This window comes from Variovorax sp. 10L421 (assembly GCF_056395365.1).
Genome location: NZ_JBFTJJ010000014.1, coordinates 24802 through 50329 on the forward strand (window position 1 = coordinate 24802; position 25528 = coordinate 50329).

Consider the following 25528-nt stretch of genomic DNA (forward strand, 5'->3'; position numbering starts at 1 on the left):
CAACCCCAATCCCACTTTCAAGATGCTTCGACGAACCCTTCACTGCGCCTTTGCCGCCATGCTCCTCATGGCATCGGCCGCCCACGCGCTGACCGCCGACGAAGCCCGGGCCATCGCCTCCGGCGAATCCGAAGCCCGCATCGCCGCGCTCAACAAGGCCGTGCTCACGGCCGACGAGAAGACCGCCGCCTTCATCCAGGCGATGTCCGACGACGCAGTCAAGTACACCGAAGACAAGGTCTTCGTGATGAAGGACGACAAAGGCTTCGACCCCGTCACCGGCGCCGAGCTGAAAGTGCCCGACACCGCCGAAGACGTCGTCAACAACAACCTCATGCGCGGCGCGCTCGATGCCGCGCAGGCCGCGCTCAAGCTCACGAGCAAGGACGACGCGGTGCGCGCCGAAGCCGCACAGGCCCTGTTCAAGGAGCCCGACGAATCACGCATCCCGATGGTCGAGAAGGCGCTGGCCGCCGAGACCAACCCGAAGATCAAGGCGCAACTCGAACTGGTGCGCGCCGCCAGCATGCTCACCAGCGCCGACAAGGCCAAGCGCCTCGTGGCCGCGAAGGAACTGGGCAGCAACCGCAACCCCGACACCAAGCTGCTGCTCAACCAGCGCCTGGCCGACGAAACCGAAGCGGACGTCAAGGCCGCCATCGTCGCGTCCATCGCCAGCATCGACGGCTCGCTGGTCTGGGGCGACCGCATCAACGCCGTGTTCAGCGGCATCAGCCTGGGCTCGGTGCTGCTGCTCGCCGCGCTGGGCCTCGCCATCACCTACGGGCTGATGGGCGTCATCAACATGGCGCATGGCGAGCTGATGATGATCGGCGCCTACGCCACCTACGTGATGCAGGGCATCTTCCAGAAGTACCTGCCCGAGTCGACGTTCGGGCTGTACCTCGTCGCTGCGATCCCGGTGTCGTTCCTCGCATCGGCGCTGGTCGGCGCGGTGCTCGAACGCGGCGTGATCCGCTTCCTCTACGGCCGCCCGCTCGAGACGCTGCTCGCCACCTGGGGCATCAGCCTGATGCTGCAGCAACTCGTGCGCACGCTGTTCGGCGCGCAGAACGTCGGTGTGGAAAACCCCGGCTGGATGAGCGGCGGCTTCTCGATGCTGAGCAACGTCACGTTGCCGTGGAACCGCATCTGCATCATTATTTTTGCGGCGCTGGTGTTGCTCGCGATGGGATGGCTCATCGGCAAGACGCGGCTGGGCCTGTTCGTGCGCGGCGTCACGCAGAACCGGCCGATCGCCTCCTGCATGGGCGCGAACACCGCGCGCATCGACACCTACGCCTTCGCGCTCGGCTCCGGCATCGCGGGCCTTGCCGGCTGCGCGCTGAGCCAGATCGGCAACGTCGGCCCCGACCTGGGCCAGAGCTACATCGTCGACAGCTTCATGGTGGTCGTGATGGGCGGCGTCGGCCAGCTCGCGGGCACCGTGTATGCGGCGCTGGGGCTGGGCATTCTCAACAAGTTCATCGAAGGCTGGGCGGGCGCGGTGCTCGCGAAGATCGCGGTGCTTGTCTTCATCATCATCTTCATCCAGAAGCGGCCGCAGGGCATCTTCGCAATGAAAGGCCGGAGCGCTGAGGCATGAGCAAGGTCGTACTTCCAACCAAGGGGCCGCTCCTGAGCGGCAAGGGCTGGACGGCCTTCTTCRTCGCGCTGATCGTGGTCTGCGCCGTGGCGCCGGTGCTCAACATGTGGGTGCCCGCCGGTAGCCCGCTGCACATGAGCGACTACGCGGTGGCGCTGGTCGGCAAGATCATGTGCTACGCGATCTGCGCGCTGGCCATGGACCTGATCTGGGGCTACACCGGCATCCTCTCGCTGGGCCACGGCCTGTTCTTCGCGCTCGGCGGCTACATGATGGGCATGTACCTGATGCGGCAGATCGGCCGCGACGGCAACTACAAGAGCGACCTGCCCGACTTCATGGTGTTCCTCGACTGGAAGGCGCTGCCCTGGCACTGGACCTTCAGCGACAGCTTCGTTGCCACGCTGATATTGATCGTCGCGGTGCCGGGCCTGATCGCCTTCGTGTTCGGCTTCTTCGCCTTCCGATCGCGCATCAAGGGCGTGTACTTCTCGATCATCACGCAGGCGATGACCTTCGCGGCCATGCTGCTGTTCTTCCGCAACGAGACGGGCTTCGGCGGCAACAACGGCTTCACCGACTTCAAGCGCATCCTGAATATTCCGATCGCCACGCAGGAAATGCGAATGACGCTGTTCGCGCTCACCGGCGCCACGCTGCTGGGCTTCTTCCTGTTCGCGAAGTGGCTCATCGGCAGCAAGTTCGGCCGCGTGCTGCAGGCCATTCGCGACGCCGAGACCCGCGTGATGTTCTCGGGCTACAACCCGCTGCCGTACAAGCTCACGATCTGGGTCATTTCCGCGATCATGTGCGGCGTGGCCGGCGCGCTGTACGTGCCGCAGGTCGGCATCATCAACCCCGGCGAGATGAGCGCGGCCAACTCCATCGAGATCGCCATCTGGGCGGCGGTGGGCGGGCGCGCCACGCTGATCGGGCCGATCATCGGCGCCTTCATCGTCAACGGCGCGAAGAGCTGGCTCACGGTGGCGTACCCCGAGTACTGGCTGTACTTCCTGGGCGCGCTGTTCATTGCCGTCACGCTGTTCCTGCCGAACGGCATCGTGGGGCTGGTGCGCAAGTGGTTGTCGAGGGAGAAGGCACCGGCGGCCGGCGCCACGGCGGCGGTGAGCGACGGCCGCGAAGAAGCGCAACGCGCACTCGCCGCCTCGCAGGGCATGGAGCCGGAATCGCTGCACGCGCCGCTGGGCGCCGAACCGAAGGGAGCACGCGCATGACCCCCGACCTGATGGAAGCCGGCGCCGAGCGCGCCGCCCGCGCCCGCGGCATGCCCTACGACAGCGGCAGCACCGAATCGGGTGGCCGCGCCGCCGACTTCGGCCGCCACGTCACGCCGGGCGAGGTCGACGTCACCCATGGCCGCATCCTCTACCTCGAGGACGTGAGCGTGAGCTTCGACGGCTTCAAGGCCATCAACAAGCTGTCGCTCGACATTGCGCCCGGCGAACTGCGCTGCATCATCGGCCCCAACGGTGCGGGCAAGACCACGATGATGGACATCATCACCGGCAAGACCCGGCCCGACGAGGGCACCGTGTTCTTCGGCAGCACCATCGACCTGCTGCGTCATCGCGAAGCGGACATCGCCCAGCTGGGCATCGGCCGCAAGTTCCAGAAGCCGACCGTGTTCGAGCACCTGACCGTGTTCGAGAACCTGGAGCTCGCGCTGAAGACCGACAAGGGCGTGCGCGCCTCGATGCTCTTCAGGCTCGACTCGGCACAGAGTGACCGCCTGGCCGAGGTGCTCGAAACCATCCACCTCGCCGACAGCGTGTCGCGCCTGGCCGGCAACCTGAGTCACGGCCAGAAGCAGTGGCTCGAAATCGGCATGCTGCTGATGCAGGACCCGAAGCTGCTGCTGCTCGACGAGCCTGTGGCCGGCATGACCGACGAGGAAACGGCGCGCACGGCGGAGCTGTTCCTCACGCTCAAGGGCAAGCACTCGCTGATGGTGGTGGAGCACGACATGAGCTTCATCCGCACCATCTCCGAAATCGTCACCGTGCTGTGCGACGGCTCCGTGCTTGCGCAGGGCACGCTGGACGAAGTGCAGGCCGACGAGCGCGTGATCGAGGTCTATCTCGGCCGCTGAGGAACCGAACCCATGCTCACAGTCAAGAACATCCACCAGTACTACGGCGGCTCCCACATCCTGCGCGACGTGAGCTTCGAGGCCACGCTCGGCAAGGTCACCGTGCTGCTCGGCCGCAACGGCGTAGGCAAGACCACGCTGCTCAAGTCGCTGATGGGCCTCGTCCCCATCAAGAGCGGCAGCATCGAGCTCGAAGGCAAGCCGATCCAAAAGGCCACGCCCTACGACAGGGCCAGGGCCGGCATCGGCTTCGTCCCTCAAGGCCGCGAAATCTTCGCCAGGCTCACGGTGGAAGAAAACCTGCGCATGGGCCTCGCCTACAAGAGCGGCAGCACGCCCATCCCGCAGGAACTGTTCGAGCTGTTCCCCGTGCTCAAGCAGATGATCAACAGACGAGGCGGCGACCTCTCCGGCGGCCAGCAGCAGCAGCTCGCCATCGCGCGCGCCCTGGCCCCCAAGCCCAGGCTGCTGATCCTCGACGAGCCCACCGAAGGCATCCAGCCGAGCATCATCAAGGACATCGGCCGCGTCATCCGCATGCTGGCCGACCGCGGCGACATGGCCATCGTGCTGTGCGAGCAGTACTACGACTTCGCCCAGGAACTGGCCGACGACTATCTCGTGATGGAGCGCGGCGAGATCATCGCGCGCGGCCTCGGCAAGGACATGGAAGCGCAGGGCGTGCGGCAGCTGGTGGCGATCTGAGCCCACTGGCCAGGCCCTCGCGGCCCTGCCAGTACAAGGTCTTCGGCAATTGCGTATCGGCGCGATTTCAGGGTTTACCCTAAAATCGCGCCTTGCCCGCGGCCGCCGGGCACCCCTCCCAGGAGCCTGGCCTTGAACGCCTCCCCACCCGCGCTGGACAGCGCGGTCACCGACATTTCTTCCTTTTCCCTGCCTTCGGGCAAGCCCGCCAACTTCCTGCGCGCGGTGCTCGCGCTTGGCGTCGGCGGCTTCGCCATCGGCACCGGCGAGTTCGTCATCATGGGCCTGCTGCCCGAGGTCGCGCGGGACATCGGCGTGAGCATCCCGCAGGCCGGCCACGTCATCAGCGCCTATGCGCTTGGCGTGGTCATCGGCGCGCCCGTGCTCGCGGTGCTGGCCGCCGGCTGGCGCCGCCGCGCGCTGCTGATCGTGCTCATGGCCGTGTTCGCGGCCGGCAATTTCGCCAGCGCCGCGGCTCCCAACTACCTGCTGCTGAACCTGCTGCGCTTCGCCGCCGGACTGCCGCACGGCACCTACTTCGGCGTGGCCGCGCTGGTGGCCGCCACGCTCGCTCCGCCGGGGCGCCGCGCGCGGGCCGTGGGGCTCGTGATGCTGGGGCTCACCGGTGCCACGCTTGTGGGCGTGCCCATCGCGGCATGGCTGGGCCAGTTCTTCGGCTGGCGCGCGGCCTTCGTGTTCGTGGGCCTCATCGCGCTGGTGGCCATCGCGCTGCTTCGCCGCGACATTCCCGACATGGCGCCCGCCGCCGGCGCCAGCCCCTGGCGCGAACTCGGCGCGCTCAGGCGCAAGCAGGTGTGGTTCACGCTGGGCATCGCCGCCATCGGCTTCGGCGGCATGTTCTCGGTGTTCAGCTACATCAAGCCCACGCTGATCGAGGTGGCCGGCATGCCGGTGGGCGGCGTGCCCATCGTGCTCGCGCTCTTCGGCCTCGGCATGGTGGTGGGCAACCTCGTGGGCTCGCGGCTGGCCGACAAGTCGCTGATGCGCACCATCGGCGGTGTCCTGGCCTATGCGGCGCTGGTGCTCGCGGTGTTCACCTTCGCGGCGCACCACGTCGTGGCTGCAGCATTCACCGTGTTCCTTATCGGCTCGACCGTGGCCATCGGCCCGGCCCTGCAGATCCGCCTGATGGACGTGGCCGGCGACGCGCAGACGCTCGCCGCCGCGCTCAACCACTCGGCCTTCAACATGGCCAACGCGCTCGGCGCATGGCTTGGCGGCGTGGCGATTTCCGCCGGGCTGGGCTGGACTTCGACCGGCTGGGTCGGCGCACTGCTCGCTTTGGCGGGCCTGGGCATCTTCGGCTGGGCGATCGCAAGCGCCCGTGCCGCCGCACGCCGGCCGGCCGCCGTCGCCTTCTGAGCCGGCTGCCGGCTACTTCGCAGCGGGCGTCGCGGCGCGCTCGCGCAGCAGCGCCGCGAAGTTCTGCAGTTCGACTGCATTGAGATCCGACACGGCCCAGGCCTGCATGCCGCCCTGGGCCCAGTGCACGAGCTGGTAGCCCTGCCGCGCGGAGAGCACCGGCGCCTGCGCCTTTGCATCCGCAGCCGGCCACACGAACAGGTTGATGACGTGCGGCCCCGAGCGGTAGACCAGCGCCGCCACCGTGCGCCCGTCCAGGTAGTCGAGCCGCCCGCCCGCGAGCGGAAAGCCCTCCGCGGCAAGGTCGACCACCGGCGGTGAAAAGTCGAGCTTGCCGGCGAACCACGGCTTGACCGCGTGATGGTCGGACGAGGCCACATCGGCCAGATGCGATGCCATCAGCGAGCGCACATGGTTGGCGGTGACGCCCTCGGCGAGAGCGTCCGAAGGCGGCACCGGCGTTGCCAGAAGCACGAGCGCCAGGCCCCAGGCCGTGGCCGCGCCGGTGCCGAACCATGCCAGCCCTTGCCACAGGCCCCGGTTTCGCCGCACCGGAGCGGGCGTGGGCGAGGCGGCAACAACAACTTCTTCCGCACGCACCGCCTGCCCGATGCGCGCGGCCAGCCCCTCGGGCGGCATGTGCCGCGTGGCATGGCGCCGGATCAGCGTGCCCAGTTCCTCGTCAGACATTGACATGGCGTGTCCTTCCTCCCGCGTCGCCGGGACGTTCGTCGCGCAGGCTCTCGCGCAGCATCGCCCGCGCGCGCGACAGCCGCGACATGACGGTGCCCAGCGGCACGCCCGCGATGCGCGCGATGTCCTCGTAGCGCATCTCCTCCAGCTCGCGCAGCACGATCACCTCGCGGTACACCGGCGGCAGCGCATCGATGGCGGCGTTGATTCGCTCGCCCTGCGCGCGCTGCTCCCACTGCCGCGCCGGATCGCCGGCTTCGGGCGAGGAGGGTGCTGAAACCGCCTCGCTGTCGCGCAGCTCGTCGAACTCCACCTGGTCGGCGAGCTGCCGGTTCTGCCGCATCCAGTCGTAGCAGGCGTTGCGCACGATGCCCAGCAGCCACGGCCGGGCGCTCTCGCCGCGCAGCCCATCGAAGAACCGGAACGCGCGCAGATAAGCCTCCTGCACCGCGTCGTCGGCCAGCTGGTCGTCGCGCAGCAGCCAGCGCGCAAGGTTCCATGCCGCATCGAGATGCGGCAGCGCGGCGGCTTCGAACTGGCGTGTGCGGTCGGTCGACAGGCTCAAGGGCTCCTTCTTCCTGCATGACGTGGCAGCCCGGTTTTTTATTCCAGTTTTTTTCGGCCCCCGCTGGAATAAGCAGGGCATGCCATGCGTCATGCCCTCTGCGGATTCTGCTTCTTCTTTCTTCTTCCAGGAGGTCTTCACCATGATCGCCATGCCCGGCTTCGCGCGAATCCTCGTCATCTTTGCGGCCCTGGCGGCTTCGGCCGGCGCCGCGCTTGCAGCAGGCCCCAAGGCCTATGTCGGCAACTTCAAGGACAGCACCGTCAGCGTGATCGACACCGGCACCGAGCGCGTCGTCGCCACGCTGCCTGTGGCGGCGGGGCCCGACGGCATCATCGTCGCACCCAACGGGCGCAGCGTGTTCGTGAGCGGCTCGGGCGCCGCTGCCGTGAGCGAGATCGACGCCGCGAGCGACCGTGTCACGCGCGCCATCGACGTGGGCAAGGGGCCGCAGGGCCTGGCCATGACCACCGACGGCAAGTGGCTGCTGGTGGCCGTCAACGGCGACGACCGCGTGGCTTTCGTCGACACATCGGCCCACGGCGTGAGCGCCACCGTGCCGGTGCCCAAGCCGCACACCATCGCCATCCGGCCCGACGGGCGGCAGGCCTACGTCGCTTCGCAGGAGCCGGGGCACTTCGCGCTGGTGGTCATCGACATGGCGACGCGCGCCGTGGTCACGCAGATCCCGCTCGACAAGCCGCCGCGCGACCTCGAGTTCAGCCATGACGGCAAGGCGCTGTACCTCACGCTGGCCGGCGTGGCCGCCGTGCAGGTGCTCGACCCCGCCACCAACCAGTGGGGCGTGCCGATTCCCACGGGCGTGTCGCCGCACATCGCGCAGCACTTCATGGGCATGGCGAGCGGTGTGGTGGTGGTGCAGGGGCCAGGCGAGGTCATGTGGTTCGATCCGGCCACGCACGCGGCGGTGCGCAGCATCCCTGTGGGCAAGCAGCCGCACTGGCTCGACCTGTCGGCGGACGGCAAGAAGCTGTGGGTGAGCAACGAGGGCTCGAACGACGTCAGCGTGGTCGACCTTGCGGGCGGGCCCATGCACACGGTGGCGGTGGGCAACGCGCCGCGCAAGATCGCGTTGCAGCGCACGGCAGCTTCCGAAGGCGCGCACGCAGGCGGCTCGGCACACGTGGCCATCCGCAACTTCGCCTTCGAGCCCGCGCAGATCACCGTCAAGGCCGGCCAGCGCGTGAGCTGGCAGAACGACGACGGCGCGCCGCACGGCCTGGTCTTCAAGGACGGCTCGACGGGCATCGACCTGCTGCTGCCCGGCAAGGCCTTCGCCCGCGTCTTCGACAAGCCGGGCGTGTACGACTATGTCTGCTCGGTGCATCCGTACATGACGGCGCGGGTCACGGTGGTGGGCTCGCAGCCAGGGTCCTGACTGTCGGCTTTCGTCCGGCCCGATTGACAGGGGCGAGCGAACCGGGGGACATTGCCCCGGATGAAGGAAGAAAGACTCTCGCGCCGACGCCTGCTGTGCGGCGGGCTGGCCGCCGCTTCGCTGGGCCATCCGTTCCTGCGGCTGAATGCGCAGCCGGCCACGGCGTCGCGCGATCCGTTCACGCTGGGCGTGGCCTCGGGCGTGCCGTGCGCCGACGGCTTCGTGCTCTGGACACGCCTGGCGCCAGAGCCGCTGCAGGGCGGCGGCATGGGCGATGCGCCCGTCGAGGTGCGATGGGAAGTCGTCGACGACGAGGGCTTCAGGCGCGTCGTGGCGAAGGGCTCGGCCATCGCTACGGCCGAGCTTGCGCATTCGGTGCATGTCGAAGTGCAGGGGCTGTCGCCGGGCCGCCCTTACTGGTATCGCTTCACGGCCGGCGGCGCACGCAGCCCGATTGGACGCACGCGCACCACGCCCGCCGAGGACGACGGGACGCAGCAGCCGCTGCGCTTCGCCTTCGCCTCCTGCCAGCAGTACGAGCAGGGCTACTACGCCGCCTACCGCGACATGGCCGCGCAGCCGCTGGACTTCGTGGTTCATCTCGGCGACTACATCTATGAAAGCTCCTGGGGCTCGCGCCACGTGCGGCGCCACGAGGGCGGCATTCCCACGCAGCTGGCCGAGTTCCGCAACCGCTACGCGCTCTACAAGACCGATCCGCACCTGCAGGCCGCGCATGCCGCCTTTCCCTGGCTCGTGACCTGGGACGACCACGAAGTGGCCAACGACTACGCGAACGATTTATCGCCGCGCACCGTCGACCCCGCGCAATTCCTCGCGATTCGCGCGGCCGCCTACCAGGCCTGGTACGAGCACATGCCGGTGCCCGCCAGCATGCGCCCGCGCGGGCCCGACGCCACCATCTACGGCCGCCATCGCTTCGGCCGCATGCTCGACGTGCTGCTGACCGACGGACGCCAGTACCGCTCGCACCACGCCTGCCTCGCGGGCCGCAGCGCGTCGCCGCTGGCCGACTGCCCCGGCCGGCTCGCGCCCGAACGCAGCTTCTTCGGCGCGGCGCAGGAGGCGTGGCTCGCGCGCGAACTCGCGGCGCCACCCGCGCAGTGGACCGTGCTCGCCCAGCCCACGCTGCTCGCCGAGGCCGACCGCAAGCGCGGCCCCGAGCACGGCTACTGGATGGACGGATGGGACGGCTACGCCGCCGCCCGCGCGCGCCTGCTCGACGGGCTGGCCGCACACAAGGCGCGCGGCGGCAACGCGCTGGTCGCGAGCGGCGACGTGCACGCCTTCTGGGCCGCCGACCTGCGGCGCGAGGCGCAAGGGCCGGCGGTGGCGACCGAATTCGTCGGCGGCGCCATCACCTCCGAAGGGCCGAGCGCCGCCAACGTGGCGAACATGCTCGCTAAGAACGAGCACCTGCGCTACGGCCGCGGCGACAAGCGCGGCTACGCGCTCGTGACGCTCGATGCCCGCGGCTGCGAGGTCGAGTTCCGCGCGGTGGAGAACGAGAAGAACGCCGATTCGGCCGTGGCGCCCATGGCCCGCTTCTCGGTGGCCCGGGGCGCGCCCGGCGTGCATCTCGAATCCACCTGAATCTCCGCCGCCTGCAGGATCGCGCGGCCATGCCTATGATGGCCGCCGCCATTCTTCATCCCTCTCTTTCCTCGGAGCGAGACCCCATGAGCATTCCCACCATCCGTCTCGGCCGCACAGGCCTCACCGTGTCGCGGCTCGCCCTCGGCACCATGACTTTCGGCCTGCAGACCGACGAGACGGTGTCGCACCAGATCCTCGACAAGGCGGCCGAAGGCGGCATCAACTTCCTCGACACTGCCGACGTGTACCCGCTCGGCGGCACGGTCGAGACCACCGGCCGCACCGAGGAAATCATCGGCCGCTGGCTGCAAAAGCAGGGCCCCGCGGGCCGCCGCCGCTTCGTCGTCGCCACCAAGGCGGTCGGCAAGGTCGGCCCGAACAGCTGGGACCAGGGCGCGTCGCGCAAGCACCTGCTGGACGCCATCGATGCTTCGCTCAAGCGGCTGCAGACCGACCACGTCGACCTGTACCAGCTGCACAGCGACGATCGCGAGACGCCGCTCGAAGAGAGCCTGGAGGCGCTCGACGTGATCGTGAAGTCGGGGCGGGCGCGCTACATCGGCGTGTCGAACTTCCTGGCCTACCGGCTGGCGCGCGCGCTGGGCAAGGCCGAGCTGCTCAAGCTCACGCGCTACGTGTCGGTGCAGCCGCGCTACAGCCTGCTGTTCCGCGAGATCGAGCGCGAGCTGCTGCCGCTGGCCAGCGAGGAAGGCCTGGGCGTGATTCCCTACAACCCGCTGGCCGGCGGATTGCTGACCGGCAAGTACAAGCCCGGAGCGAAGCCGGAGGAGAACACGCGCTTCACGCTCGGCACCGCCGGTGGCATGTACCAGGACCGCTACTGGAACGAGCGCAGCTTCAACACCGTGGCCCAGCTGCACAGGCTGGCGGACGAGGCCGGCGTGCCGCTGGCCACGTTGGCGGTGGCGTGGGTCATGGCGAATCCGCTGATCACCGCGCCTCTGCTGGGTGCGAGCCGGCCCGATCAGCTGGATGCGACGCTGGCCGCCGCCGAATACAAGCTTGATCCGGCGCTGAAGCAGAAGCTCGACGAACTGACTGCCGAATACCGAAAGGGCGACGCCCCGCGCTGAGTTCGTCTTGCTCCTTCCCCCTCTGGGGGAAGGCTGGGATGGGGGCGGGCCTTTGCACGGGCGCTGCGCCTTTTTCGATCGCTGTCGTGCCCCCACCCCAACCCTCCCCCAGCGGGGGAGGGAGCAAAACCGGGGACGGTCTTGCCTTGCTCCTTCCCCCTCTGGGGGAAGGCTGGGATGGGGGCAGGCCTTTGCACAGGCGCCGCTTTTTCCATCGCCGTCGTGCCCTCACCCCAACCCTCCCCCAGGAGGGGAGGGAGCAAAACCGAAAACCATTCGGCAATGGCCCGCGCACGGTACGTTCTTGGGCCATGCCTGAGAATCGCTGCCGGCATGAACCGCACGCAATCCCCGCAACTTCGACCGGCATCCGGGCCACAAAGGCAGCCATGGCGCAGCTGATGTCCCTGCTCGTGCAGAACGCGATCCTGGTGGTGTTTGCCGCCAGCTTCGCCGCGCGGCTTGGGCTGCCCGTGCCGGCGGCCGCGGTGCTCGTGCTGACGGGCGCGCTGCTGGCAGCCGGCGATGTCTCGGTGCCCGGCGTGGTGATGGCCGCCGTCATCGCCAACCTGCTGGGCGACGGTGCGTGGTTCTATGCCGGGCGGCGCTTCGGCTACCGCTTCATGCGCATGCTGTGCCGCATCTCGCTGTCGCCCGACACCTGCGTGCGGCGCGGCGAATCGCTCATCACCGATTGGGGCGGCCTCTCGCTTGTGGCTGCCAAGTTCGTGCCGGGCGTGTCGGTGGTGGCGCCGCCGATGGCCGGGGCGCTGGGCATGTCGGTGCGGCGCTTCATCGGCTTCGACGTGGGCGCGGCGCTGGTCTGGACGGGGCTGTTCCTCGGGCTGGGCTGGGTGTTTCGCAACCAGATCCAGGAAGTGCTGGCCGTGCTGGCGCAGGCCGGCGGCATCGCCACCGCGGCAGTGGCCCTTGTGCTGGTGGTGATCCTCGCGGTGCGCTACTGGCGCCGGCGCGCTTTCATGCGGCTCACGGGCATGCCGCGCATCTCGGTGGAAGAGCTGCACGAACTGCTGAACGGCGAGGAGCCGCCGCTGGTGATCGACGTGCGCGGGCAGGCCGGCGTGCAGGTCGATCCGCGCCGCATTCCGGGAGCGCAGTCGTACACGCTCAAGGCGCTGCAGCAGCGCAGCCTCGACCTGTCGCACGCGGCAGGGCGCGACGTGGTGCTGTACTGCAATTGCCCCAACGAGGTGTCGGCCGCGCAGGCCGCGCGCGTGCTGCTGGCACGCGGGGCGCGGCGGGCCCTGCCGCTGACGGGCGGGCTCGATGCGTGGGTGGCCTCGGGCAGGCCCACGAGCGTGGACTGATCGCAAGGCCTGAGCGCTGCAGGAATCGGCCTCCCGTGCTATGGTCCCCCGGCTTCGGGTTAACCCCTAAGGTTGCCCTCTCGAACCGGGACTCCTCATGTCTTCTTCCGCCTCCAGAGCTTCTGCTTCTCCGGCCGGTCTTACGCCCGCTCTCACGCTGGTCTTCGCCATCGCCTGCGGCCTGTGCGTGGCCAACATCTACTACGCCCAGCCGTTGATCGGCCCCATCTCCGACACGCTGCAACTGCATGCCGGGCTGGCCGGCCTGATCATGACGTTGACGCAACTCGGCTACGGCGCCGGCCTGCTGCTGCTGGTGCCGCTGGCCGACGTGGTCGAGAACCGCAAGCTCATCGTGGGCGCGCTGTTCGGCGCGGTGATCGGGCTGGTGGGCATCGCGCTTTCGAACTCCGCCATCACCTTCCTAGTGGCCTCGTTCGTGGTGGGCGCATGCGCGGTCGCGGCGCAGGTGCTGCTGCCCTTCGCCTCGCACCTCGCGCCCGAGGCCACGCGCGGCAAGGTGGTCGGCAACATCATGGCCGGCCTGCTGGGCGGGATCATGCTGGCGCGGCCCTTTGCCAGCGTGGTGGCTTCCGCGCTGGGCTGGCGCGCGGTGTTCTGGCTCTCGGCCGCGCTGATGGCCACGCTCATTGCCGTGCTGTGGCGCGTGCTGCCGCAGCGCCGGCCGCATGCCTCGGTGGGCTATGCGCGCACCATGGCCTCGCTGCCCGGCATCGTGCTGAACACGCCGCTGCTGCGCCGGCGCGGCTTCTACCAGGGGATGATGTTCTCCGCCTTCCAGGCCTTCTGGACTGCCGTGCCGCTGGCGCTGGTGCACGAGTTCGGCATGGGACAGCGCGGCATTGCGCTGTTCGCGCTGGCCGGCGCCGCTGGCGCCTTGCTCGCGCCGGTGGCGGGCCGGCTGGCCGACCGAGGGTGGACGCGGCCTGCGACCGGCGCAGCCATCGTCGTCGCGCTGCTGTCCTTCGTGCTCGGCGCGGTCGCCATGCGCTACCGCTCGGTGGCCGGGCTGGTCGCGGCGGGCATCCTGCTCGACGGGGCGGTGCAGCTGTGCCAGGTGCTCAACTTCCGCAGCCTGTTCATGCTGGCGCCGGAGCTGCGCGGCCGGCTCAACGGGCTGTTCATGACCTTCATCTTCATCTGCGCGGCGGTGGCCTCGGGCATCGCCGCGGCCGTGTATGCCTTCCACGGATGGAGCGGTTTGTGCCTGCTGGGCGGCGGGTATGTGCTGCTGGCGCTGCTGTACTACGCGACCGAGTTCCGCCCGCGGGCCGTGGGCATCGCCGTTGGACGGTAGCCGCGGCATTCAATGAGCCCTCCGGTTTTTTCGCGGCGCATCCAGGTCACCCAGCACGACGCCGCCCTGATCTGGCCCATCCTGTTGCTCTGTACGGCCTACACATTGTTGATGGGCGTTGCAGGTGTATGGGTCATCGACCTGGAGGCGACGGGTTGGTACATCGCATTGGGCATGGTGGCCTGGCTTGCCCTCTTCGCGCTGTGGCTGGTGGGTTTGGTGGTCGTCGTGCGCGCGTGGCTCTGGCTCGAGGCGCGCTGGCTGAAACCCGGCGAGCGCCGGCCCAAGCCCTTCAACGAAAGCGTGCAGGTCGACGTCGACGAAAGCGGCCTCTCGGTGCAAGGGCTCGGCCACGTCGACTGGATCGACGTGCTGACCTTCGAGAGCATTCCCGACAGCGACAACTACCTGATCGTTCATACCCGGCCCTTCAAGAAGCTGATGCTGGCGGTGCCCGTCGATGACCTGGTGCCGGCCCTCAATCACTACCTCTCGCTTCGAGCCTGCCCCACGCCGACGGCCACAGGCGTGCTGCAAAGCCGCGCCATGGTTTTCTGCTGGCGTTGTTTCCTGGCCTGGATTGCGGCGGGCTACGCGCTGGCGGGTGCGGCGGCCATTGCGCTGCTGCTCAATGCTTCCGACGCGGGCTTTCTGAAGACCATGGTGGGGCTGTGCGTGGTCGTGCCGCTGGCTGCATGGCTCGTGTGGTTCATTCCCTTCTCGCAGGTCAGCACTTTCGCGCCCTCGCGGGTGCGCGCCTTCGAACTCGACGGTGTGCAGTTGCGCAGCACCGACGGCAGCTGGCAAGCCGACCTGCGGCAGGCCCGTATCAGCCGCCGTCGTGCAAGCGGCCTCGGCTACGAGTTCAGCTTTCTTGCCATTCGGCCGCTGACGGGAAAGAACCTGGACCTGATGCTCGAAGGCGGCGCCGATCAAGATGCACTGCTGGACGCCCTGAACGACCGCGCCTTGCTGCCACTGACGAACCCCGAGCTCTGAAAGGCCGGCCAGGCGGCGGTGGTAGCCTTGCCCCCCGATGAACCTCCGCACCAAGATCGTTGCGCTCGCTGTGGCACCCTTGCTCATCGCACTGGTGCTCGTGGCCCTCGCGGTGCGCCACCAGGAGCATGACCTCGCCCAGCGCGAGCGCGCCCTCATCGAGCGCAGCTACATGGACCAGCGCCGCAGCGAACTGCGCAGCTACGTGGACCTGGCCGTGAGCAACCTGCTTCCGCTGTACGAATCCGGCCAGGACGACGAAGCCACCCGCAACGAGGCTCTGCGCCGCCTCGCCGCGCTCAACTACGGCGACGACGGCTACTTCTTCGTCTACGACCTCGAGGGCAACTCGCTCATGCACTCGCGCCAGCCCGAACTGGTCGGCAAGAACCTCTGGGAGCTGCGCGATTCGCGCGGCCGCTACACCATCCAGGAACTGATCAAGGGCGCGAAGGAAAACGGCGGCGGCTACATCGAATACGAGTGGCGCAAGCCGTCGAGCGCGCAGATGGCGCCCAAGCTCGGCTACGTCACGGCGCTGCCGCGCTGGAACTGGATGGTCGGCACCGGCCTGTACCTCGACGACATCCAGTCGACCATGGACACCCTCGATCGGCAGATGAACGCCAACGTCACCGCCACGCTGCTGTGGATTGCCGGCATCGCCGCACTGTGCCTTGGCGTGGTCAGCGCCGCCGGCCTGCTGCTGAACCTCAGCGAGCACCGCACGGCAGAGGCCAAGCTGCGCCTGCTCGCGCGGCGCGTGGTGCAGTCGCAGGAAGAAGAGCGCGGCCACCTCGCGCGCGAGCTGCACGACGGCACTAGCCAGACGCTGGTGTCGGCCAAGCTGCTGATCGAGTCCGCCGTGGAATCGCTCGACCGCCAGCAGCACACCACCACGCCGCCCGCGCTGGCCAAGGCGCTGCAGCGGCTCAACGATTCGCTGATCGAGGTGCGCCGCATCTCGCACCGCCTGCGCCCCGCCTTGCTCGACACACTGGGCCTGCCCGCCGCGCTGGAGCGGCTGGTCGACGAGTTCAGGGAGGAGGGCGGAGTCGATGCGTCGATGATGATGGGCGGCGAATCCTTCGAGCTGCAGCCCGAAGTGAAGACAGCGCTCTTCCGCCTGACGCAGGAAGCATTGACCAACGTGCGCAAGCACGCGCACGCACAGCACGTGCACATTGCGCTGAACTTCGACGACGAAGAGGGCGTGCGTCTGGAAGTGAGCGACGATGGCACCGGCTTCGACATTCAGGCCGTGCAGCTCGACCCGCGGCGCGGCATCGGCCTGCGCAACATGCGCGAGCGCATGGAGGCCATCGGCGGGCGGCTCACCATGAACTCCAACGCGGGGCGCACCTCCATCGAGGCCGAGGTGCCGGCCCGCAGCGCGAAGGCACAGGCCGCATGACCACGACACAACAAGCCAAGGACATGCCTACTGCGGCCGTGCGCCTGTTCCTGGTGGACGATCACCCGCTGGTGCGCGACGGCCTGCGCGCCCGGCTCGGCTCCATGCCCAACCTGCAGATCGTCGGCGAGGCCGGCAGCGCCGCCGAAGCGCTTGCGCTGGTGGAGAGCCTGCGGCCCGACCTCATGCTGATGGACGTCGGCATGAAGGACATGAACGGCATCGAGCTCGCGGCGCTGCTGCTGCAACGCCAGGGCGCGCCGCACATCGTGATGCTCAGCATGTACGACAACCCCGAGTACGTGCAGAAGGCTCTGCAGGCGGGCGCACGCGGCTACGTGCTGAAAGACGCGCCCGCGGCGGAGATCGTCGCGGCCATCGAGGCTGTGTCGGCGGGCGGTACCTTCCTGAGCCCAGCCGTGTCGAAGAAGCTGTTTCGCACGCAGGAGCCGAGGCCGCTGCTCACCCCGCGCGAGAGCGAGATTCTTTCTGCGCTGGGGCGAGGGGAGTCGAGCAAGCAGATCGCGCGTGACCTGGGCCTGAGCGTGCGCACTGTGGAGGCGCATCGGCAGAGCATCAAGCGGCGGCTGGGGATCGAGGGGCAGGCGGAGCTCATCAAGTACGCGGTGGAGCATGCGCGGGAGTTCGGGCAGGGCTCCTGAATCGCTTGCCTGCTTCGTTGACTGCCAGCGCTTTGTGTACCGGCGCTGCCGATTGACGATTGCGCCAAGGAATCGAGGAATCTTCAACAGAAGTTCTTTCTGCGCGAGACAGGCCTTCTAAAGTGAAGATGGCAGTTATGGGCTCTGAGCATTCCATTTGAATCAGCTTCGGGGCGAACTGATCGTGTTCCCCAAGCGTCTGCGTGTGGCCGACTGTAGCCGCAGGAGAAGTTGGCGCGAAGGCCTCTGAGCTGCCGGCTCTCGCCCTCCAGAGCGGTCATCGGAAATTTCGCACTTGGGTCGCTTGTTGCGGAGCGTCGGATATACCATTCACTCGTCTATGGACCCGCTCTACAAGAAAGCCATCGCGCAAGGGGTTGCGGGGATGGTCGTATTCGTCGCCTTCATTTTCTTGCCCGCGGGCACGTGGCAATACTGGCAAGGCTGGCTCTTTATCGCAGTCTTTTCCGCCTCGACCATCGGCTTCACCGTCTATCTCGCCCTTCACGACAGGCCGCTTCTCGAACGCCGTATGAATGCCGGACCGCAGCATGAGAAAGAGTGGTCGCAGAAGATCATCGTGTCGCTCATCATCCTCGCGTTTTTTATTTTTATCATCCTGCCTTCACTCGACTACCGATTTGGCGTCTCGCCGGTGCCCGCGTACCTGTCCTTTGTCGGGAACATCGTGATCGTCTTGTCGTTCCTCTTTATTTTCTGGGTGCTGAAGGTCAATAGTTTTGCAGCAGCAAACATCAGTGTCGCGGATGATCAAAAAGTGATCGACAGCGGCCCCTACGCTTATGTGCGTCATCCTATGTACGCTGGCGCACTCTGGCTTTTCATCGGCATGCCGCTTGCACTTGGCTCGTGGCTCACGATCTGTCTCGTCCCGCTCATCCTGCCGGTGCTTTTCTGGCGGCTTCTCGATGAGGAAAAAATCTTGCGCCGTGATCTTCCCGGGTACAACGAATACGCAAGCCGTGTACGTCATCGCCTCATTCCGCACCTCTGGTAGGAAGTGGGATGGCCGCCTACAAGAAGTCGGTTCGCTGGAGGCGGTCGGCTGGCGGCGAGCGTCGGGGATGCCTATCGAACAGCCCGAACCCTAGATGGCGGGCCGCGGATCCTTGTCTGCGATGGAGAGATCGATCGGAACCCGGATCTTGCGCGTGACGTTCCCGGGCATCTCGAACATCAGCGTGATGTGCCCTTTTAGAAAGGTGCGCAGCATCGAACCCTCACTGAGACGGGAGGCTGCAAGAGGTGTTTCTGACTTCGCAGTTCACATCGCCTGCTTGCTTGCACATGGCCAACGCTTTGCTTGAAACCAGCTTCAAGCCGGCCGTTTTCGGGTCGGGCCCAACCATGTCGACCTCCGTACCAAAATAGAACGTGCTCCTTTTTCCATAAGCCACCGCCCAACATCCATTGCGCATCTCAATTCTGATCTGGCAATCCTGCTTGCCACAATCGCGCAATGCTTCCTTTCTTGCAGCTTGGGCGCTTGTGCTGTCCTCCGACCTGCCACCAGAGCCCTTTACGCCTCTCCCATCGTCGGCAAACGCTCCGAAGCTCTCCGTCCATTTGCCAGTTTCATAGCGAAGCCAGCCATCCCCGTGGTTGGCTGCGCCGTTCGGCCTGGCGCTGCGTTGCCGTTGTTCGTTTGGACCATATAGATCCGGATCGCTAGGTGAATAGCATTTTCCGTAACCGGGGATCATTCCAGGCGGGCAGGGTGATCCGCTGTTAGGTGGCTGCTGGGCGTATGCCAAGACTGGGCCCCACATCAACATCGAAACCAGGAAGAGTCGTTTCATATCGAATTTCCATCTGATTGACGTCCTCCCAGCCCGCGATGGTCGCAGGAGTAGCACGGGGACGATCATCTATCCAGCTTACTGAGGATCGCCAACTGCCAGAAGGAAGGAATGCGCATTTCGGACCTCGCGTTAGAGGTGCAATGCCCAAGAGAGATTTAACGTCGTGCTAGATCGATTGATCGTCGATAGCCGTCAGCTTCCAGCACATTCCCGATCGCTTGAAGAGATAGCGGACCTTCTCTCCGGAGTTCGATCCGGCAATTTCGATCTGACCTCCCGAGTCCTCGTCCTTTGCGATCCGAATGATCTTGCCTTCGCGTTTGGCGCGATCTAGCGCCGTCATCAGCGGATAAGTCACTTGCCGCTGCGTGAGTTGTTTCGTCACGGGCTTCGGTTCTGGCTCCGCCTTGGCATCGATGGCAGTGGATTGCAGCGGCCAGCGCGTGAACTTCGCCTGGAGGGAGATGCTGTTTGCGAATTTCTCCACGAAGGTTTCGAAGGTTTTGCCGGGGCAATCCAGCGCCTCTGCACGTGCTTGCCCGTTCACAGCAGCATCATCCTTTTGTGCATGGAGAGCACCCGCGGGTTGCCGGACGCCATTGATGGAAAGCACCTGTTCAATGATGCGCTTGTCTCCGTCGATGCGGGTCATGGCGACGACTTCGCACGGCTGGTTCTGTCTGCAGATCTTTTGCGCCCGTTGTTCGGCGTAGGTGTCGGCCTCAAAGAAGCAGGTCGCCCGACCGCTCTTTTCCAGCGATGAACCCGCCATGCCAGAGCCAGAGCTCAATGTGCCGGTACAGACGAATTGCTCCGGGTGAGTTCTTGCCGAAGCCGCTGCAAAAAAGAGCGGCAAGAGCAAAGCCAGACGAGCGAGAACGATCGTTCGTTGCATGGAGGCCTCCTTGATTTTCCTGGTTTGGCAAAGATGGTGTGCGATTTTGGATCTTAGTGTTGGGGCCGAGGCGAAACGAATCAGTTGTGCACGGCTTCGTCCTTGCCGCCATCGGGCGACCGTTCAAAGGCGGTGATGGTGATGGTCATCGGAGATCCAGACTCATTGCCAAAATCACATTGTCAGAATCCCGTTCTTCCTGTGCGCTTGGTGCTTAAGCCATGGGCAAACTCAGCTCGACGATGGTGCCATGCGGCTGCGCATGCTGGACGACAAGGGCCGCGCCGATGGACTGCGCCCGTGCCCGCATGTTGCCCAGGCCGTGGCCGGACACGCGGCCCTGCTCCGCGGAAATACCGGCTCCGTCGTCCTGCACGCGCAGCTCGAGCCGGTCGGGGCCTTCGACCCGCCTTGCCGTCACGCGCACGGTGGTGGCCGCTGCGTGCTTCAGCACGTTGGTGAAGGCTTCGAGCAGGATGCGCTGGACGTTGAGCACCGTGGTCGGCGTCAGGCTGCGCATCTCGGGCAGCGCCGCCACCTCCCATTCGACCCGCAGCCCCGCGGCCTCCAGCCGCGGCTGCAACCGATAGCGCAGCGTGGCGAGGACCGTGGCGAGGTCGCCGTTCACCGGCTGCAGCGAATCGACCGCCATGCGCAGTTCGTCGAGCGCCGCGTGAGCCTGTTCCTGCAGCGCCTCGGCCGCGGCGCCGCCTTTCTTCATCATGCTGAGCAGTCCCACCAGATGTGCGCCCACGCCATCATGGATGTCGCGCATGATGCGTTGGCGCTCCTGCAGCGCGGCCTGCTCCTCGCTCTGACGCTGCTGCAGCCGATGGGACTCGCCGAGCTCGGCTTCCCGCTCGGCGATGCGCCGCGCCAGAGAGGCATTCAGCTCCCTGTATGCGGCCACCTGGCGAACGTAGTGCCCCACGACCGTCCCGCCCATCGCCAGCACCAGGAAGAACACGGCCAGCGGCAGCATGGCGTAGGACATCGAACCCGACTCGGGAATGCGGACCACCATGAAGTCGCGCGCACCGGCGACGATCGCCGTGACGCCGGCCAGGCACATCAGCGTCGACTCCCACGTGGGCGCCATCCACATCTTTCGCACGATGCTGTACATCATCACCATCGCCGGCAGTAGCAGGCTGCCGAGCACCAAGGTGTAGATCAACGGCTGGTGCCACAGAAAGCTGGCCGTGACGGCGCATACGCACAGCCCCAGGTACACCCAGAAGGCAACCCGCATCCAGGGGCGCAGCTCGGCGATCGCCACCATGACGAAGCGCGCCATCAGCAGCAGGAGCACGCATAGCGCGATGCCGCCGACCGCGCCCCAGGCCGGCCACGGCAGCGGCGGCGTGATCAGCAGCCGGCCGGAGATGGTCGTCACCCCGAACAGCGAGATCAGCGCGAAGATGCCATACAGGCCCTCCCGGTGCTGCCACCACAGGCCGCCCGCAATCAGCCCCATGAACACGAGTGCCCAGGTGATTGCGGTGGGAGCGGACTGGCGCCAGAGTTCATTGGTGCGATACATCGGAACGACCACCGACTGGACGCCGAAGATGACCGCGCTGAGTCCGCCCCAGCGGCCGGGCTGCACCGCCGCATCCACCTGCAGTTCGGTGGGGGCGTCATGCGAGAGCAGGGCGGCCGGCACGGTCATCAGGACCGGTAGCTTGGCCATGTCCGTCGATTCATCGCCCAGCTCGCCCAGCTTGGTCACCAGATGGCCGCCGACGCGCACCTCGACCTGGTTGCCGATGCGCGGAAAAAAAAGCGCGTATGGCTCCGCACCGCGGACCGGCGGCAGCATGAGCTGATAGCGGGCCCTGCCGCCGCTGTGCGGGTGGTCGATGTCCCACCGATGTGGCAGGGCGCGCTCGACGGGCGCCTCGGCCGGGCTTCCATCGGGCCAGAGCGTGACGAGCGCACGGTCGATCTGCACGAAGCCCGCGTCGGCCCCACCGCCCTCACCGCCGGCATTGCCCGCTTCGGCGCGCGGAGCGGCCAACAGCAGCGCGAGCGCCAGGCTAGCGATCCAGCAAGCCCAGTTGACGGGCCTCGAAGACCGCCTCGGTTTTCGAATGCACGGCAAGTTTGCTGTAGATGCTCTTGACATGGGTCTGGATGGTACTGAGCGAAACGCCGAGCAGGCTCGTCAGTTCGGGGTAGGTATAGCCGCGGGAGACCAGGGCGAGGACTTCGGTCTCGCGCGGCGACAGCGAGGCGACGGCGGGCGCGGCCGCAGCGATCGGCGCGGCCGTGCCGGGCGCCATGCGAGTCAGGAGCTGACGCGCAATGATCGGCGACATGGGCGAGCCGCCGGCGTGCAGCTGCAGTACGTGGCGCGACAGATCGTCCTCGGTGCCGTCCTTGAGCAGGTAGCCGCGCGCGCCGGCCTCGAAGGCCCGGATCATGTTGGCCTCGTCTCCGAACATCGTGATCACCATCGTCTCGGCCTTCGGCGCGAGCTGGCGGCACCACTCGATGACCTCGAAGCCCGAGCCGTCGGGCAGGCCGAGATCGACCAGCAGCACGTCGGGCCGTCCCTCGCGCAGCCAGGCATGGATCTCGCCGGCCGTGGCTGCCGTGAACACCAGTTCCAGCGCCGGGCTCTGGGCCACCGCGCTGCACAGGCGCGCGCGCGTGCCGGCCTCGTCCTCGACCAGCGCGACGCGGACGCGGTCAATGGCGGTCATTGCACAGCGCGGCCGCAGGGGGTGTCGCGAGCACAGTTTTCATTCAGGTCTCTTTCCTGGGAACCGGTGAGTGACAGGCCCGCACGCAGGCGCGCGTGGGCTTCCGATGCGCGAGCTTTGCCTGCTTTGCACAGGCCGCGTATCCCGCGATCAGGGGAGGCGGCCTTCAGCCATCTTTCGCACACTGCGCTCCACATTTTGTGACATCCGGCTCTGTTTTTTTACGAGGACCTCCCGACATGACATCTTTCAAGAAAACGCTGTGTGCGACTGCGGCAAGTACCAGCCTGGTGTTGTTGGCCGCCTGTGGTGGCGGCGGCGGCGGGGGCAGCGGCGCCGCCCTGTTCCCCGTTGCCGGGTCGCCGCCAGCGGCCCCGCCGTCGACGCCGCCATCGGCGCCGCCAGCCTCGAACCCGCCGCAGACCTCATCGCAGCTGTCCGGCGTGGCCGCCACCGGCGCGCCCTTCGCGGGCGCCAGCATCGTCGTCGTCGACCAGACCGGCGCCACCGTGTGCACGACGCAGACCGACAGCGCAGGGGCCTACGCCTGTCCTCTGCCCGCCAGCGCCAAGGCCCCGCTGGTGATCACGGCCCAGCGCGACGACCTGACGCTCTACAGCACGACCGCCAGCACCACGGGGGGCACGGCCAACGTCTCGCCATTGACCACCATCATCGTTTCCCGGCTGTCGCCGGACGGCAACCCCGCCAGCCTGGCCGGTGCCATCCAGGCGAACCCCGGCGCCCTGACCGAAGCCTCGATCCAGCAGCAGGTGACGAGCCTGGTGGCCGCCCTCCAGCCGCTGCTGAGCACGCTGGGCCAGGGGACCCTCGATCCGGTCTCCGGCGTCTTCGTGGCCGACGGCACCGGCCCGGACAAGGTGCTCGACGCCATCTCGGTGAGCGTACGCCCCGACGGCACCGCCGCCAACATCGAGATCACGGTCAAGACCGTCCCCGCGACCGAAGGCAGCGCGCCCGTTTCGATCACTTTCCGTTCCAGCGACAGCACCACGCCGACGCTGCCTCCGATCGCGGCCGGCGATCTGGCACAGGTCCCGTCGCCCGCGGCGGTCGCGGCGCTGTTCGACAAGGTCACGGCATGCTTTGCACTGCCGCTGTCGCAGCGCGTCAATGCGCCGAACGACACGTCGGCCGTGACGGGCACCGCCACCGACGTGATCGCGCCCGCCTGCCGCACGATGTTCGTCGGCGACGACCCCGGCACCTATTACCAGAACGGCTCGTACGTGGGGCGCGACGGCAGCAACGCCGGCGCCTTCGCGGGCCTGTTCAGGCCCGGCACCACCGGACTCAAGTGGGACCGCGGCAACTTCGAGCACGTTCGCGCGAACGGCGACCTGCTCCTGAGCTACCGCACGACGGACGTGTCCGGCAACGTCGACTACGACACCATCGTTGCGCGCAACGTGAATGGCACGCTCAAGCTGTCGGGCAACGGCTACACCTACGCCGCCCGCGTGCGGCCTTATTCCGAACATCGCGAGCTGATCAACACGCCGGACTTCAGCTACTACACGACGGGCTACAACGTCAACATCGACAACAAGACGGACGGCAACGGCAATTCGATCTTCAGCCAGGTGGTGCTGACGACCCCCACCGGCTCGACGCGGGTCTACCTGCCGACCGCGGGGCTGTCCTATCTCGTCGCCGCGAAGGACGATGGCGTGACGCCGACATCCGGCAGCGTCTTCCGTCTGCGCGGCGAGTACCAGAACACCGCGACGGCGGGCAACCCGAGCGACAGGGAGAGCAGCCTGTTCTTCCTGAACCCGCAGTACAGCGACGCGCAGATCAGCGCGCTGAACGACCAGAGCGTCTGGAAGCTCGAGTTCGTGCCGGTGGGCGGCGCTGTCGGCAATCCCGGCAACGTGACGCAGTCCTACCGCACGCTGTCGCGGGCGCAGAGCATCGGGGAGATCCGTCAGGTCGCCTTCGTCGGCCTGACGGCGGCGATGCGCTCGCAGCTGATCTCGGCAAGCTCGGCCACGGGCAACCTCGTCTTCGGTGCGCCAAGCCAGAACGATCCGAACCTCATCGACTTCAGCGCCGACGGCAACCTGGACGCATGGACCGTGCCGCAAGGCGCGCTTCCCCCCACGTCGTTCACGGCGTACGGGCGCGCACCGAACCCCGGCCCTGGCCAGCAGGGCGCGCGCTTCAACGACAGCACGGGCGTTGCGAGCCAGGCACGCTCGGTGGTCCTGCGCTGTTCGACGCAGACCGTGAACGATCTGCACTGCGACAACAGCCTCGGGCTGCAGTACGCCGCAGGCACGTCGGTCAACAACTTCGAGCTCTGGGCACGCACGTCCCGCCAATTGGAGATGAGCAAGAAAGTGGCGCTCTACGAGTTCCACTGAATCGGCATCGAGCCCGTTGCACGGCCCCGCCTTGGCGGGGCTTTTTCAATTGCGGGTTGGCGCTCGATGCACGGTAGCCAGGCCTTCATGGCAACATCGAAATACCCTTGCCCCGATGTCCTTCAAACAACCTCATCAAAATCCCCTCGAATGCCCGACCTTCCCCATAGCCCCGCCGCCGACCGCAACAAGCAGCCCATTCTGGACGCGCTGATCCACCTCCTCGGCGAGCGTGGCACTGTGTTGGAGATTGCGTCCGGTACGGGGCAGCACGCCGCCTGGTTCGCGGCAACCATGACTCAATGGGTATGGCAACCCACCGACGCAGATGCCCGCATGCTCCCCGCGATTGCAAGCCGAGTCGCGGAAGCCGCGCTACCGAATCTCCGCCCGCCGCTCCTGCTCGACGTGATGGCCCCTCGATGGCCATTGCAGGGTTCCGCACCCGCTGAAGAAGAAAAGAAGTTCGACGCGATCTACTGCGCCAACATGCTGCACATCGCGCCCTGGACCACATGCGCTGCCTTGATGCAGGGGGCCGCGCGGCATCTGCTTCCTGGCGGCGTGTTGATCACGTACGGGCCGTATCTGGAAGATGAAGTTCCAACGGCGCCGGGCAACCTCGCGTTCGACGAAGATCTGCGCGCCCGAAATTCCGCATGGGGCATTCGCCGCGTGGAAGACGTGACGGCAGAGGCGCACCGAGCAGGCCTCGTGTTGCGCGAGCGGCACGCGATGCCCGCGAACAACCTGCTGCTGGTCTTCGGCTTCCGGTGAATGCGTGGGTGCAGTCCGTTGCGCTGCAGATTCTTCCCGCGCCAG

General features: G+C 67.1%; 23 protein-coding genes. 16 read left to right on the top strand and 7 right to left on the bottom strand.

The features are described from left to right. Window positions 1-58 precede the first annotated feature (58 nt). The 5 genes from urtB to AC1DFC_RS18360 all read left to right on the top strand — a co-directional run bounded on the left by urtB (window position 59) and on the right by AC1DFC_RS18360 (window position 5804). A complete protein-coding gene (urtB, locus tag AC1DFC_RS18340) occupies window positions 59-1606 on the top strand; it encodes an urea ABC transporter permease subunit UrtB (protein ID WP_478179749.1) in 1548 nt (515 codons plus the stop codon). Beyond that, window positions 1603-2841, top strand: a complete 1239-nt coding sequence (gene urtC, locus AC1DFC_RS18345) for an urea ABC transporter permease subunit UrtC (RefSeq protein WP_478179750.1) — start codon at window positions 1603-1605, stop codon at window positions 2839-2841. The genes urtB and urtC overlap by 4 nt, the downstream gene beginning before the upstream one ends. Then, on the top strand, window positions 2838-3716 hold the full coding sequence (gene urtD / locus AC1DFC_RS18350) for an urea ABC transporter ATP-binding protein UrtD (protein WP_478179751.1): 879 nt from the start codon (window positions 2838-2840) through the stop codon (window positions 3714-3716). The genes urtC and urtD overlap by 4 nt, the downstream gene beginning before the upstream one ends. A 12-nt stretch (window positions 3717-3728) precedes the next feature. Further along, a complete protein-coding gene (gene urtE, locus AC1DFC_RS18355) occupies window positions 3729-4421 on the top strand; it encodes an urea ABC transporter ATP-binding subunit UrtE (protein ID WP_413336235.1) in 693 nt (230 codons plus the stop codon). A 132-nt stretch (window positions 4422-4553) separates the two neighbouring features. Further along, window positions 4554-5804 carry an MFS transporter gene (locus AC1DFC_RS18360; protein WP_478179752.1) on the top strand — a complete coding sequence of 417 codons (1251 nt, stop codon included), beginning with the start codon at window positions 4554-4556 and terminating at the stop codon, window positions 5802-5804. Window positions 5805-5816: 12 nt separating this feature from the next. On the opposite strand, the gene AC1DFC_RS18365 is transcribed toward AC1DFC_RS18360, so the two are convergent. Continuing rightward, a complete protein-coding gene (locus tag AC1DFC_RS18365) occupies window positions 5817-6500 on the bottom strand; it encodes an anti-sigma factor family protein (RefSeq protein ID WP_007837232.1) in 684 nt (227 codons plus the stop codon). Next, complete coding sequence (locus tag AC1DFC_RS18370) at window positions 6487-7062, bottom strand: sigma-70 family RNA polymerase sigma factor (RefSeq protein WP_007837233.1); 576 nt, start codon at window positions 7060-7062, stop codon at window positions 6487-6489. Before AC1DFC_RS18370 ends, AC1DFC_RS18365 begins: the two co-directional genes overlap by 14 nt. A gap of 142 nt (window positions 7063-7204) precedes the next feature. Here AC1DFC_RS18370 and AC1DFC_RS18375 point away from each other — a divergent pair, with 142 nt between their 5' ends. From AC1DFC_RS18375 to AC1DFC_RS18415, 9 genes are all read left to right on the top strand, one after another. Beyond that, the gene (locus AC1DFC_RS18375; RefSeq protein ID WP_478179753.1) at window positions 7205-8461 is read left to right on the top strand and encodes a YVTN family beta-propeller repeat protein; all 1257 of its coding nucleotides are present in this window, start codon (window positions 7205-7207) and stop codon (window positions 8459-8461) included. Between the two features lie 60 nt (window positions 8462-8521). Beyond that, a complete protein-coding gene (locus AC1DFC_RS18380; protein WP_478179754.1) occupies window positions 8522-10075 on the top strand; it encodes an alkaline phosphatase D family protein in 1554 nt (517 codons plus the stop codon). Between the two features lie 86 nt (window positions 10076-10161). After that, the gene (locus tag AC1DFC_RS18385; protein WP_413313700.1) at window positions 10162-11172 is read left to right on the top strand and encodes an aldo/keto reductase; all 1011 of its coding nucleotides are present in this window, start codon (window positions 10162-10164) and stop codon (window positions 11170-11172) included. Window positions 11173-11573: 401 nt separating this feature from the next. Beyond that, on the top strand, window positions 11574-12500 hold the full coding sequence (locus AC1DFC_RS18390) for a VTT domain-containing protein (protein WP_237726160.1): 927 nt from the start codon (window positions 11574-11576) through the stop codon (window positions 12498-12500). A gap of 97 nt (window positions 12501-12597) precedes the next feature. Further along, complete coding sequence (locus tag AC1DFC_RS18395; protein ID WP_413335419.1) at window positions 12598-13818, top strand: MFS transporter; 1221 nt, start codon at window positions 12598-12600, stop codon at window positions 13816-13818. 12 nt (window positions 13819-13830) lie between these two features. After that, the gene (locus AC1DFC_RS18400; protein WP_007837240.1) at window positions 13831-14817 is read left to right on the top strand and encodes a hypothetical protein; all 987 of its coding nucleotides are present in this window, start codon (window positions 13831-13833) and stop codon (window positions 14815-14817) included. Between the two features lie 37 nt (window positions 14818-14854). Further along, window positions 14855-16231 carry a cache domain-containing protein gene (locus tag AC1DFC_RS18405; RefSeq protein WP_007837241.1) on the top strand — a complete coding sequence of 459 codons (1377 nt, stop codon included), beginning with the start codon at window positions 14855-14857 and terminating at the stop codon, window positions 16229-16231. Then, a complete protein-coding gene (locus tag AC1DFC_RS18410) occupies window positions 16228-16893 on the top strand; it encodes a response regulator transcription factor (RefSeq protein ID WP_007837242.1) in 666 nt (221 codons plus the stop codon). The genes AC1DFC_RS18405 and AC1DFC_RS18410 overlap by 4 nt, the downstream gene beginning before the upstream one ends. A gap of 340 nt (window positions 16894-17233) precedes the next feature. Beyond that, window positions 17234-17911, top strand: a complete 678-nt coding sequence (locus tag AC1DFC_RS18415) for a methyltransferase family protein (RefSeq protein ID WP_478179755.1) — start codon at window positions 17234-17236, stop codon at window positions 17909-17911. Between the two features lie 90 nt (window positions 17912-18001). Here the strand turns inward: AC1DFC_RS18415 and AC1DFC_RS18420 are convergent, their stop codons facing one another. From AC1DFC_RS18420 to AC1DFC_RS18440, 5 genes are all read right to left on the bottom strand, one after another. Further along, window positions 18002-18127: a hypothetical protein gene (locus AC1DFC_RS18420; protein ID WP_007837244.1), complete on the bottom strand. Its 126-nt coding sequence runs from the start codon at window positions 18125-18127 to the stop codon at window positions 18002-18004. 7 nt (window positions 18128-18134) lie between these two features. Further along, window positions 18135-18713 (bottom strand): DUF4189 domain-containing protein, encoded by a 579-nt coding sequence (locus AC1DFC_RS18425; protein WP_478179756.1) that lies wholly within the window; start codon window positions 18711-18713, stop codon window positions 18135-18137. Window positions 18714-18882: 169 nt separating this feature from the next. Continuing rightward, window positions 18883-19611, bottom strand: a complete 729-nt coding sequence (locus tag AC1DFC_RS18430) for a hypothetical protein (protein WP_007837246.1) — start codon at window positions 19609-19611, stop codon at window positions 18883-18885. Window positions 19612-19825: 214 nt separating this feature from the next. Further along, a complete protein-coding gene (locus tag AC1DFC_RS18435) occupies window positions 19826-21631 on the bottom strand; it encodes a sensor histidine kinase (RefSeq protein ID WP_478179757.1) in 1806 nt (601 codons plus the stop codon). A gap of 19 nt (window positions 21632-21650) precedes the next feature. Then, window positions 21651-22319, bottom strand: a complete 669-nt coding sequence (locus AC1DFC_RS18440; RefSeq protein ID WP_007837248.1) for a response regulator transcription factor — start codon at window positions 22317-22319, stop codon at window positions 21651-21653. A 239-nt stretch (window positions 22320-22558) separates the two neighbouring features. Here AC1DFC_RS18440 and AC1DFC_RS18445 point away from each other — a divergent pair, with 239 nt between their 5' ends. Both AC1DFC_RS18445 and AC1DFC_RS18450 read left to right on the top strand, forming a co-directional pair. Further along, window positions 22559-24706, top strand: coding sequence for a carboxypeptidase regulatory-like domain-containing protein (locus AC1DFC_RS18445; RefSeq protein ID WP_478179758.1), 2148 nt, complete (start codon window positions 22559-22561; stop codon window positions 24704-24706). A 150-nt stretch (window positions 24707-24856) separates the two neighbouring features. After that, the gene (locus AC1DFC_RS18450) at window positions 24857-25483 is read left to right on the top strand and encodes a DUF938 domain-containing protein (RefSeq protein WP_478179759.1); all 627 of its coding nucleotides are present in this window, start codon (window positions 24857-24859) and stop codon (window positions 25481-25483) included. Window positions 25484-25528: the final 45 nt, after the last annotated feature.